Source organism: Paenibacillus sp. B46(2026), assembly GCF_056786355.1.
The window spans coordinates 3952226-3964184 of record NZ_CM165907.1; the positions used below are offsets into that span (position 1 = coordinate 3952226).

General features: G+C 44.7%; 13 protein-coding genes and 1 riboswitch. Of the genes, 3 read left to right on the plus strand and 10 right to left on the minus strand.

Translation table 11 applies throughout. From position 1 onward, the window contains the following. Positions 1-30: 30 nt before the first annotated feature. Positions 31-1098 (minus strand): pyruvate dehydrogenase (acetyl-transferring) E1 component subunit alpha, encoded by a 1068-nt coding sequence (gene pdhA / locus AC1S8V_RS17575; RefSeq protein ID WP_017688072.1) that lies wholly within the window; start codon positions 1096-1098, stop codon positions 31-33. A gap of 256 nt (positions 1099-1354) precedes the next feature. Between pdhA and AC1S8V_RS17580 the strand changes: the two genes are divergently transcribed. Further along, positions 1355-2089, plus strand: coding sequence for an alpha/beta hydrolase (locus AC1S8V_RS17580; protein WP_482070116.1), 735 nt, complete (start codon positions 1355-1357; stop codon positions 2087-2089). A 165-nt stretch (positions 2090-2254) separates the two neighbouring features. Here the strand turns inward: AC1S8V_RS17580 and AC1S8V_RS17585 are convergent, their stop codons facing one another. After that, positions 2255-2725 (minus strand): low molecular weight protein-tyrosine-phosphatase, encoded by a 471-nt coding sequence (locus AC1S8V_RS17585; RefSeq protein ID WP_482070117.1) that lies wholly within the window; start codon positions 2723-2725, stop codon positions 2255-2257. A gap of 1 nt (position 2726) precedes the next feature. After that, complete coding sequence (locus AC1S8V_RS17590; protein ID WP_482070118.1) at positions 2727-3428, minus strand: trimeric intracellular cation channel family protein; 702 nt, start codon at positions 3426-3428, stop codon at positions 2727-2729. A gap of 181 nt (positions 3429-3609) precedes the next feature. Between AC1S8V_RS17590 and AC1S8V_RS17595 the strand changes: the two genes are divergently transcribed. Further along, a complete protein-coding gene (locus tag AC1S8V_RS17595) occupies positions 3610-4251 on the plus strand; it encodes a thiamine diphosphokinase (protein WP_482074516.1) in 642 nt (213 codons plus the stop codon). Positions 4252-4547: 296 nt separating this feature from the next. Beyond that, positions 4548-5048 carry a C40 family peptidase gene (locus AC1S8V_RS17600; protein ID WP_482070119.1) on the plus strand — a complete coding sequence of 167 codons (501 nt, stop codon included), beginning with the start codon at positions 4548-4550 and terminating at the stop codon, positions 5046-5048. Positions 5049-5157: 109 nt separating this feature from the next. Here AC1S8V_RS17600 and AC1S8V_RS17605 read toward each other — a convergent pair whose 3' ends face one another. From AC1S8V_RS17605 to AC1S8V_RS17635, 7 genes are all read right to left on the minus strand, one after another. Further along, positions 5158-5862, minus strand: a complete 705-nt coding sequence (locus tag AC1S8V_RS17605) for a winged helix-turn-helix domain-containing protein (protein ID WP_482070120.1) — start codon at positions 5860-5862, stop codon at positions 5158-5160. A gap of 119 nt (positions 5863-5981) precedes the next feature. After that, the gene (locus AC1S8V_RS17610; protein ID WP_482070121.1) at positions 5982-7031 is read right to left on the minus strand and encodes a ThiF family adenylyltransferase; all 1050 of its coding nucleotides are present in this window, start codon (positions 7029-7031) and stop codon (positions 5982-5984) included. After that, complete coding sequence (locus tag AC1S8V_RS17615) at positions 7028-7795, minus strand: thiazole synthase (RefSeq protein ID WP_482074517.1); 768 nt, start codon at positions 7793-7795, stop codon at positions 7028-7030. Before AC1S8V_RS17615 ends, AC1S8V_RS17610 begins: the two co-directional genes overlap by 4 nt. A 2-nt stretch (positions 7796-7797) precedes the next feature. Continuing rightward, positions 7798-8001: a sulfur carrier protein ThiS gene (gene thiS, locus AC1S8V_RS17620; protein WP_145322079.1), complete on the minus strand. Its 204-nt coding sequence runs from the start codon at positions 7999-8001 to the stop codon at positions 7798-7800. Continuing rightward, on the minus strand, positions 7998-9236 hold the full coding sequence (gene thiO, locus AC1S8V_RS17625) for a glycine oxidase ThiO (RefSeq protein WP_482070122.1): 1239 nt from the start codon (positions 9234-9236) through the stop codon (positions 7998-8000). The genes thiS and thiO overlap by 4 nt, the downstream gene beginning before the upstream one ends. 11 nt (positions 9237-9247) lie before the next feature. Then, complete coding sequence (locus tag AC1S8V_RS17630; protein WP_482070123.1) at positions 9248-9910, minus strand: thiamine phosphate synthase; 663 nt, start codon at positions 9908-9910, stop codon at positions 9248-9250. Between the two features lie 225 nt (positions 9911-10135). Continuing rightward, positions 10136-10245, minus strand: a riboswitch (TPP riboswitch). A gap of 75 nt (positions 10246-10320) precedes the next feature. After that, positions 10321-11871, minus strand: coding sequence for an ABC-F family ATP-binding cassette domain-containing protein (locus AC1S8V_RS17635; RefSeq protein ID WP_062834886.1), 1551 nt, complete (start codon positions 11869-11871; stop codon positions 10321-10323). Between the last annotated feature and the right edge of the window lie 88 nt (positions 11872-11959).

Here is an 11959-nt window from a genome sequence, read left to right on the forward strand (position 1 = left end):
CGCGGATGTTTATGCTTTATCGGAAAAAACTTATTGGAAATCAGCTTTTTGCTCTTCCAAGTGCTTAGGCGTTTGTTCGAACATGCTGTCGATCAAGCCTGAAATCGTCATTTTCTCGGTTTTTTCCGCTTTTTTGATCTCTTCATTTACTTTAGCTTTTGCTTCTTCTTTCACACGTGCTGTATCTTCTTCAGTCCAAAGACCTTTTTTCTCCAGATATTTAGCGAAACGTGCGATAGGATCTTTAGCAGACCATTCTGCCTCTTCTTCTTTTGTACGATACTTGGAAGCATCATCCGAAAGGGAGTGAGGACGGAAACGGTATGTTACTGCTTCGATCAATGTTGCGCCTTCTCCGTTACGTCCACGCTCAGCAGCTTCCTGAACAGCTTTGATAACAGCGAAGATGTCCATACCGTCAACTTTAACACCTTTGATACCTGCTGCTACCGCTTTGTGAGCGATGGAAAGAGCTGCAGTTTGTTTAGCAAAAGGAGTAGTGATGGCATAACCATTGTTTTGTACAAAGAAGATAACAGGCAGTTTGTATACACCAGCGTAGTTCAGACCTTCATAGAAGTCACCTTCAGAAGAACCGCCATCACCTGTGTACGTGATAACAACTTGTTTTTGTTTCTTCAATTTGTAACCCATAGCGATACCCATTGCATGCAGAATTTGTGCACCAATGATGATTTGTGGCATCAATACATTAACGCCATCTGGAATTTGTCCACCATGTTGGTGTCCACGGGAGTACAAGAATGCTTGATAAAGAGGAAGTCCATGCCATACGAGTTGCGGAATGTCACGATAGCCAGGACATACAAAGTCTTCTTTTTCAATTGCAAATTCACTACCAACCATTGTCGCTTCTTGACCAGATACTGGAGCATAGAAACCAAGACGACCTTGACGGCCCAGGTTTACTGCACGGTCATCCCAAGTACGGGTAAATACCATGCGGTACATAATTTCTTTTAATTGATCATCGGAAAGTGTAGGCATCATGTCTTTGTTAACAATTTCGCCGTCAGGAGACAGCACGGACAGAGCTTCTACATCCTCTGTATACACTTCATAAGGAACCTTGCTCATTTTTTTCTTCACCTCAACAAAAAATTTGAATATCAAGTTCCGCTGTTATAATATTATTATACACCTGTTTCACTCCATACGTCAAAGAAATCCGTAATTTTTTTATGTTTCCTGCCGGATTGTATGTATAACAGGGGCTTAATATTGGTATAACAGCATAATACATGATTGCGTGTTTGACCTAACCCCGCACAAGGGTAATCTTACCGTATTGCGCGGTCGAATGCAAAAAATTAACCGAGAAAGGTGACGTTTTATGACGGATTCCCGCTATTTGAAACGCACGATTGTGAAGGAAGAGATTGAAAGTCGTTATCTTGGAGAGAAGCGAACGCTCCGTATTTACCTTCCTCCGGGCTATAACGAATTGCTTAGCTACCCTGTCGTTTATTGTCAGGATGGCGAAGAATTTTTTAATTTCGGACGAATTGCTACAACAGCTAACCAAATTATTCTGGACGAAGGAGCCGAACCTTTCATTATTGTAGGGGTTCAGGTCGATGTTTCTGTGAGAACGCAGGAATATGCCCCATTTGGAGATCGGTTCAAGGCATATACCGCTTGCTTCGCTGAAGAGATTATTCCCTATATAGAAGAGAAATATCCTGTACGTCCTTCTCCGCAGGAACGCATTCTTGCCGGGGACTCGCTCGGTGGCAGTGTTTCGCTTCATCTTGCTCTGTTATATCCGGATCTGTTCACACGTGTGATCAGCATGTCTGGCGCCTTCTACTCTGCTTCACAGGAGATCTATGCCGCAGCTGAAGATCTGTCTTGGCTCTCGATCTGGATGATTGTTGGTTTGCAGGAGACTGATTTTGAGGCAGACACGGGTACGTATGATTTTGTTCAATTAAACCGGGATACTCGAGAATTACTAGAAAAACGTGGTGCCCTCGTCTCCTACCGGGAGAAAGACGGAAAACACCAATGGGGTTTTTGGCAGAAGGAATTGCCCGAAGCATTACTTTATTTTCTCCAGGAAAGATAAAAGGACCACATTAACAGGCGGCTGAAATGCCGCTTTAGTTTTTCGCTACAATGATACCGCTTACAATTGTAACCTGAAAAAGAAGCAGGATATCCTGCTTGCTTTAAGTGCTCTAGTCCTGCTTCTTTGTCGAATTACAAATTAAGCATGAATTTCGTTTACTTTTTAGGCTAAGGAATGTCCCGCTTCAATCTTACTCAACAGAACATCGCAGCCTGCGTTAACCAGCTCGTACACCTCTTCAAAATTGCCTGTGTAATATGGGTCAGGTACTTCTCTGAGTTTTTCCTCAGGAAGCATGTCCATGAACTTGATGATCTCCGCCTCAGCTCCGCCTGGAACGTTGCGCACATTATCTGCATTTGAATTATCCATACACACAATGTAATCAAATTGAGTAAAGTCTTCGCTGGCGAACTGTCTTGCTGCCATGTTGGCATAAGAAATCTGGTACGAATCCAGCAATTTTCGAGTCCCTTCATGCGGAGGTTTACCAACATGCCAGTCCCCTGTACCCGCTGAGTCCACACGAATCTGGTGTTCAAGCCCCTTCTCCAGGACTTTGTGACGCAAAACGGCTTCAGCCATTGGTGATCTGCATATATTACCCAGACATACAAACAAAACATTAATCATATTAATCCCCCTTGCTTAACGTACCTTGAAGTACCGACGATGTTGACTGTGTCACAATGCTCTCCGGCTGAGGACTAACGTTCCCGGTCTCAGATGGTACCAACGAACGACGTGGCAGTTTCCATTTATAATGTACAGAACACATCCGGAAGAACACAACGGCCGCAAAACAAAATAATAATCCAGCATTCGTTGTTAACCAGCCCATACCTATAACAAAACCGGCTGTCATTGCCCATACAGCATAAATTTCGTCACGCAATACAAGCGGTTTACGTCCTGCAAGCACATCACGAATAACGCCTCCACCAATACCGGTCATTACTGCTGCAACGATAACTGCGCTAATAGGATGTCCCATGTTCGCCGCGTAGAGAGCCCCTTGAATTGCAAATGCTGCGAGTCCGATTGCATCAAACAGCGCCTCTGTTCGCTTCCAGTGACTAATCCACTTGAGAGGTAATATAAACGCAATCGCTACTGATACTAGGGCTAACATAATAAGTGATCCCTGACTCCACAGTGTCGTTACAGGTATACCTATAAGTACATTCCGGATAATCCCGCCTCCGAATGCCGTGACAAGTCCAAGCACTAGAACACCCAGAATGTCATACTCCTCTTCCATTGCCACGAAGGCACCGGACATTGCAAATGCGATAGTGCCTATAATGCTGAATACTTCAAAAATGTGTAAGTCCAACCTGTTCAAACCTCACTTTTCAAGTCATCTCCATGTCGCTCTACCCATTGTATCCGCGAGCACTGAAATTGTGCAACCACATTTTGTGGATTATACTGGTTTGGTGAATATATTTGTACAGGTTCCAACATTATATTTGAACAATGAACTATTTTTCTCTGAATTAGGAAGGATGAATAAAATGACGGTGAAACGAGTTGTTATTTTTACAGGCGGAAACTTATCTGTAGAATTACTTCAGGAAATACGAGAAGATGATATGATCATCGCGGCCGATCGTGGTGCATTATTTTTAATTGAACACGGTATTCAGCCTCACATTGCAGTTGGAGACTTCGACTCCATTACTGAAGAGGAACGTATTATTGTAAGCAACAATAGCATTCGGTTCATTACATGTGACCCTGTTCATAAGGATCTTACTGATACAGAAATGGCTTTTGAGACAGCGCTAGATTACGAACCATCTCACATCTTAATGTTAGGTGCTACAGGTACACGTATGGATCACACACTCGCCAATGTACATATCATGGTTCGCGCGATGCAGCATCATATCTCCTGTGCCATTCAGGACAAGCACAACTACATGACACTGACCACATCCAAAGCTGTGGTTGAGCACCGTGACTATAAATACGTTTCTCTGCTGCCCTTGACTCATGAAGTTGCAGGAATAACTCTAGATGGTTTTATGTATCCGCTAGATCAAGCTACCATACGCATGGGACAATCTTTGGGTGTAAGCAACCAGCTCTTAGGCTCCTCCGGTACAGTCACTATCGATAGCGGCTTATTACTGATAATTCAGAGCAAAGATTGAATCTACTCGTATGCTTTATAGTTATTTATTACGTTTTTGTAACCAGTGATTCAATGAAGAAAATAGGTTCACACATAACAAAGACCCTTGATATTCAAGGGTCTTTGTTGTTTCATCATTATTCTTCATCCGTCAATGATTAATTTTTTGACATTTTTAATCATATTTTAATAAACATACCCAAACCATTGTGGCGCAAGGGATTACACTCCCCTATCCAATTTCTAGGCTGTTACAAAGCTGTTATACTCGCTCTAGCAACTTAACGAAAACGAATTTTGGAGGTACTAACTAACATGAAAACAAACATCTTTGTCCAAAAGGCCGTAACCGTCGGGTTGTGCGCTACACTAGGTTTTGGAGCTGTATTAATGACTAACGCACCTGTTGCACAGGCAGCAACTGCTTCTGTATCCACAGGTCAACAGATTGTTAACTATGGTAAACAATTTACTGGAACTCCATATAAATTTGGTGCTTCAACCTCAACAACCAAAGTTTTTGACTGCTCTTCTTTTATGAAATATATTTTCAAAAAGTATGGTGTAGATTTGCCGCGCACTTCCGTGAAACAATCCAAAGAAGGTAAAACTGTGTCTAAAGCCAATCTACGTGTCGGAGATCTGGTATTCTTCTCCAGTGGTAGCCGTTCTACCGGTTCCAATGTCACTCATGTAGGCGTTTATGCGGGAAATGGTAAGATTCTGCACACGTACGGATCTCCAGGCGTAACCCTCTCTGATCTGGACTCTGGTACTTGGAAGAGAACGTATGTTAAAGCTCGTCGTGTACTTTAGAATTATATATTGCTAATAAGTAAAGGCCGGACGATATGTTCCGGTCTTTTATTTTTACCCTCTTTTTGCCACACTTTAAACTGGTGATTCATGGAACTAACTTCATAATCTAATTTTTATCATGCAACATATAACCGATCCCACGCACAGTATGAATCAGTTTCACACTTCTTCCCTTATCCACCTTAACCCTCAGATGTTTGATATACACATCCACAACGTTGGTATCCATCGCATACTCATATCCCCATACTTCCCGCAAAATATCACTCCGAGTACATGCTTCATTCACATGCAGAGCCAGAAATTCCAGCAATTCGTACTCTTTTGGCGTTAATGTCAGGTATTCACCCGTACGACTTACCCTTCTTGAACGCAAATTGACTTTAAGATCATGAACTACAATTACTTCCTCACCCTCTGGTGTTGCATTCGCAAAAACACGCAATAAATTTCGTATTCTGGCAAGCATCACGGTTAAGTGGATCGGTTCCTCCATCACGTCATTAGCTCCGTAATCCAGCCATTCCACGATGAACTGAGGAGATGCATTTGAAGTAATAACCAGTAGAGGTATAACCCGACCTTTATCTAACCATCGTTTTAACTCTAATTTCAGATCCTGCCCACAATGTTTCGTCCCCTCTTCCCGGTCTACCAGGATGATCAGTTTAATATGCAACAACGAAGGCTCGACGGATTGGTTTAGTTCGGACCACTCCATTCGTTGCACCTCATACCCTTCGCTACATAAAACATCCTGAATAAGGCTGACCTGCTCTCCTGCTCCAATCAGCAAAATGGCTGTTTTCACTCTTTTTCACCCGGCCTGTCTCTATCCCCACTGCTCGCAGCAATGGTTGGTACAGATAGCATGCCGTAAAATGAAAAAGTCCATTCCCTCAAGGGAACAGACTTTGCTTCTTTCTTGCTTTAACCAAAGTAGCGGTGAACGAGTGTACGTGCTTCAGCTGTATCTTTTGTTCCGTGAACAAGAACACGTCCATCCTGGAAAATGACCAATCTATGAGCTCCTGTTGTAAAAGAGACCAAAAAAGGATTGGATTCCACTTTGCCTTCTTGAAGCCTGTCCAGGCGATCCGCTGTATGTTGAAGATCCAGATTCATGCGCCGTGCAGGTCGGATCTGAACGGTATCCCTGCCACACAACACATCTGTTTTCTCCAGATTGGACGCAGAAAGATACGGATAGGTTGCCGAATCGCTGCAGGAAGGGCAGTCTTGCTTTTTCGCACCATCCACATTAATGGATATGTATTCGTTCCTCCACACGTCAAATGACAACAACTTGCGTCTCAGTGCACCCGTATTGCCACTAAGCAGCTTCATCGCCTCTGCTGTCTGATTCGCCGTTACCATCTGTACCGCTTGAGGAATAATGCCAGACGTATCACAGGTATCTCCCCCAAGAGGGACTTCTCCCAGCAAACAGTTTAAACATGGCGTATCTCCAGGCATAAACGTATAGGTAATGCCGTAACTGCCCACGCATCCACCATATATCCAGGGAATACGGTACTTCTGTGCCATATCATTCATGAGTAGTCTGGTATCAAAATTATCCGTTGCATCCATGATCAAGTCTGCATGTTGGACAAGTTCTTCCAATTCATCTACTCTGACATCCAACACTTTGCCTTCCACATGAACGGTGGAATTAATGGCAGATAGACGTTTTTCCGCTGCCATCGCCTTTGGCATCCGCTCAATCGCGTCCTGTTCTACATATAATTGCTGCCGCTGCAGGTTACTCCACTCCACATAATCACGATCCACGATGGTTATGTGCCCGACTCCTGAACGAACTAACGTTTCAGCAATTCCTGTTCCGAGTGCACCAGCGCCTACGATTAATACTCTGCTGCCCTTTAATTTCGCCTGGCCTTCCTTGCCCAGCGGCGCATAACGTTCCTGTCTGGAATACCGATCGGCCTGCTCTGAAGATGTTAATTGATCTGTCATGTATGAACCATTCCTTCCACCGGACTGCTGGCTGCTGCATAACGCTTCACGGGAATCATGCCTGCCTCATATGCCAGTCTACCTGCCTCTACCCCCATTCGCATTGCTTTAGCCATGCTCACCGGATCTCCTGACCCGGATACGGCTGTATTCAACAATATGCCATCTGCACCAAGTTCCATGGCATAAGCAGCATCTTTGGGGGAGCGCAACCCTGCATCCACAATTACAGGTACAACGGCCTGCTCAATGATAATCTCAAGGTTATAGGGATTGATGATACCTCTGCCAGCTCCGATGGGAGAAGCGCCAGGCATTACAGCGTGTACGCCGAGCAATTGTAGCCTTTTGGCTAGAATCACATCATCCGAAATATAAGGCAATACAGTGAAGCCCTTTTCAAGCAAAATTTCGCAAGCCTTGTACGTTTCAATCGGATCTGGGAGCAACGTCATTCCATCTCCAATGACTTCGACTTTTATCATATCACAAAGTCCAGAAGCCCGTGCAAGCTCAGCAATGCGCACCGCCTCTTCCGCAGTGGAAGCCCCAGCCGTATTAGGTAGAAGAGTGTATTTGTCCAGATCCAACGTATCCAGGAAATGCTTCTGGTTACGCTCCTCCAGATTCAGACGACGAACAGCAAAGGTTAAAACCTCCGTTTCAGATGCTTCCACAGCCTGACTTTGCACTTCAAGATCCGAAAACTTGCCTGTTCCGAGCAACAATCTGGACTCAAACGTATATTTACCAATATTCAACATCATCAACCGCCTCCTACAAAATGTACAATCTCGATTCGATCGCCTTCTCTTAATGCCGTCGTTTCATGATACTCACGTGTTAAAATATGCCTGTTCAGCTCAACAACTACGGTCTTGACTTGCAGATCAAAAGATTTAAGCAGTTTGTCCACACGATTCAATCCGTCTTCAATTTCCATACGTTGACCGTTTACTATGATGTTCACTGCACCACTCCCTTTCTGTTCAATCGCTCAGGACTCAGCTCCTCAATTCCGAGCTCTTCTGAGCTTTTGCCCGCGAGCAATTCAGCGATTAGTCTGCCTGTTATCGCACTGAGCAAAATACCGTTACGGTAATGTCCAAAGGCGGCAAACAGCCCGGGAACACTTTCGCAAGCACCTATATAAGGCAGACCATCCGGAGTTGCCGGCCTTACTCCTGCCCACGCCCGCAAAAATTGTGCCGCTTTCATCCCAGGCACCCAGTGGGTAGCCGCTGTTAATAGCTTCTGAACACCCTGTACAGAAACGTTCAGATCCGTTCTGCCTGGCAGACTGGTTGCCCCGAGCCAAACCTCTCCATTGGCTTTGGGAACAATATAGATATCCTCTGCATACACCGTTCTGTCAGGTCTGTACCCTGCATGTTCATCTGAGAACTGAACGGCGGCTATTTCACCTTTTACCGACCACACAGGCAAGCTCAGATTCACATGTCTCATCAACTCTTCACTCTGTAATCCAGCCGCTATAATGACATGTTTGCATCTCATCTCACCGATCGATGTGGTGATCCCCTGCACGCCGTGCTCGTTTGCTTGCACGCGTATATCCTGTACACCATCGATCACTCGTGCTCCCATTGCTTGAGCGGATTCGGCGTATGCCTTTGTTAGAAAAATTGGAAGAATCTCACTCTCGTAAGGCTTGTAGTAGGCTCCATACGTATCTCTGTTAAGCCATGATGCCTCTTGTTGCACAGTGGAACGATCCCACCACACCTCATCAGCAGACAAACCAGAATTTCGATTGTTCTTATAACTGCTTAATTCACTGTATGAACGAAAAGGGGTTAGAAATCCATGACGTTGCAGACCAATCTCTACCTCGCTGAGGGTAGCCAATAGCACCTGTTGCTCATGAAGTAACTGCCTGCTCTGCCTGGCAAGCTTAGCCATCAAAGGATGAGCAAAATCCTCACTATCTGCCGCCAGCATTCCAGCCGCTGCGCAAGAAGTGCCTCCAGCGATTGCTAAACGCTCTACCAGCAGTACCTCCTGTCCACGAGAGGCCAGCTCATATGCAATGGCACAACCAACAACGCCTCCGCCTACAATAATCGTTTCTGCATGAATCTTATCCGATTTATCAGTAGCACTTTTGCTTCTTGATTCCGGTTCAGATTTCAGTTGATGACTGAAATGATTTCTGTTCTGACTCGTTACGATCTCTTTCATCATCTCATCTCCTTTCACCGGCTTAGACTTCCAGTAGCAACGATAGCCTGCCTTAATAATGCAGCCGCTCGATCCGGGGAATCGCTCGCCCATATATTCGAGATCACGGCGACTCCTTGTGCTCCCGTTGAGCGGATCGCGCGAATGTTCCCCGGTGCAATACCTCCAATCGCAATAACAGGAACGGATACACCAGAGCACACTTCAGCAAGAACATGTAATCCTCTAGGTTCAAGATCAGGCTTACTATTAGTTGCATAGACATGCCCGAAGAAAAGGTAATCGGCTCCCCGTTCTTCGGCGATTTTTGCCTCATCAATTGAATGAACAGATACACCCAGACGAAGTTTTTGTACATTTCTTAAGTCAACATTAATTGAATTACATATAGCCTGCTGCCCCCAATGTACACCGCCATAGATGTCATTCTGTGAAAGCAGCTCCGAACCATTGATAACGATACGACAAGACGGAACCCCAACGCCTCGCAGACTTTCAGCCCAACCAATCTTATCTTGCCATGTGAGTTGTTTCTCTCGTATGTGAATATAGTCCACCCATGGCCAAACGTCCTTTGCTGCTTTTACAAAAGATGCTTGATCCCCTGCACCCGTAGATACAACATGCAATTCAAATGATTCGTGAACATGTTCATGAGAAATTGCCGTACTGTTCATCTCCTTCCATGTGTGAATTCTATGAAAACACAAAAAAGCCACTCCCGTAGGGGAGTGGCTGCGTATTAATTATTGGAACAAATGACTGACTGATACATACAGTTCATTTCGTACAACAAAGCTATAGAACTTATAGCCCTAACGTTATACACGGAACTGCATGTTTCGTTTTGCTAAGCAGACGGTTGTAATCTTTCGAATTCCCGTTTGCTCACGTCATTCACTGAAACGCGCGCGCCACTTCCCTACGCTGGTATGATCCAGATCAGGTGCAAAGGGTCCAGAATCGCATTCTTCCATCTCAGCCGCATCGTGCGGCCCCCCTAGTGTTCATATGAAGTTGTAGCCTATGTTACCATAGACGGATTTTTTTGTCACCGTTCATTTATGTTAAAAGTTACTTGAATCGTCTAGTTTTTCTCAGACCATTCTTCGACATTCCATGTTTTGGTGACCCAACCCTCGTAGAAATCAGGTTCATGAGATACCAACAACACCGTTCCCTTGAATTCTTGCAAGGCACGCTGCAACTCTGCTTTGGCTGTGACATCGAGATGGTTTGTCGGCTCATCGAATAAAATCCAGTTGCTTTCACGCATCAAGAGCTTACACAAACGAACCTTGGCTTGCTCTCCACCACTCAGCATGTTAAGCGGACGGGTAATATGCTCATTTTTCAGCCCACAGCGAGCGAGATGACCCCGGACTTCATTCTGTGTCAAATGTGAGAACTCATTCCAGACATCCTCAATCGGCGTGATATTCCCAGCACGAACTTCCTGCTCAAAATAGGCCGTTTCGAGATAATCTCCCAAAAAGGTCTTTCCACTCAGTGGAGATATTTTCCCGAGGATGGTTTTCAGCAGTGTCGATTTACCCACACCATTACAGCCTACGATGGCAATTTTCTCACCGCGTTCTATCGTCATCGTCATTTTAGGAAGCAAAGGATACGTGTATCCAATTTCAAAATCAATACCCTCAAAGACCGTTTTGCTACTCGCGCGGGCATCCTTGAATTTAAACGTTGGTTTAGCCGCTTCATCTGGGCGATCAATACGTTCAATCTTATCCAGCTGTTTCTCCCGGCTCTTCGCTCGACCTGAGGTTGAAGCACGTGCTTTGTTACGCTGAATGAAATCTTCCTGCTTCTTGATGTACTCTTGCTGCTTCTCGTACGCATCAATATGCTGGGCTTTATTCATATCAGCCATCTCAAGGAACTTGTTATAGTTCGCTGCATATCTCGTTAATTTGGCAAATTCCAAATGATAAATGACATTTACGACTTCATTCATGAATTCCGTGTCATGGGAGATTAAGAGAAACGCGTGAGGGTAGTCCTTCAGGTAACGTGACAGCCATTCAATGTGCTCTACATCCAGATAGTTGGTCGGCTCATCCAGCAAAAGAGCTGTAGGTTTCTCGAGCAGAAGCTTGGCAAGAAGCACCTTGGTACGTTGTCCACCACTTAGAGCTGCGACATCTCGATCAAGACCAATTGCGGACAAACCAAGACCATTGGCCATCTCTTCCACTTTTACGTCAATCAGATAAAAGTCGCCCTGTTCCAGTTGTTCCTGAATATCGCCCATCTCTTCCAGCAACTGCTCCAGCTTATCTGGATCTGCATCTGCCATCTGGTCCGTAATATTCATCATTTCTTTTTCTAATTCAAGCAACGGAAGGAATGCATCCTTAAGAACGTCACGAATGGTTTTGCCTGGGGTAAGCTTCGTGTGCTGATCCAGATATCCATAACGGACCTTAGGTGTCCATTCCACTTTTCCACTATCTTTAAGCAATTTACCGGTAAGGATGTTCATTAATGTGGATTTACCCACACCATTGGCACCAACAAGTCCTACGCGCTCTCCGGCAAGTAAACGAAACGATACATTTTTAAATAACGTGCGATCTCCAAAATTGTGACTTACGTTCTCTACTGACAATAAACTCATAAGATGAGGTTGCTCCTATCTATTAGACATTACTTTTGTTATTGTTCCGAAACCCTATTCTAGCACAGGTCCCGTCTTTTCTGAAAGT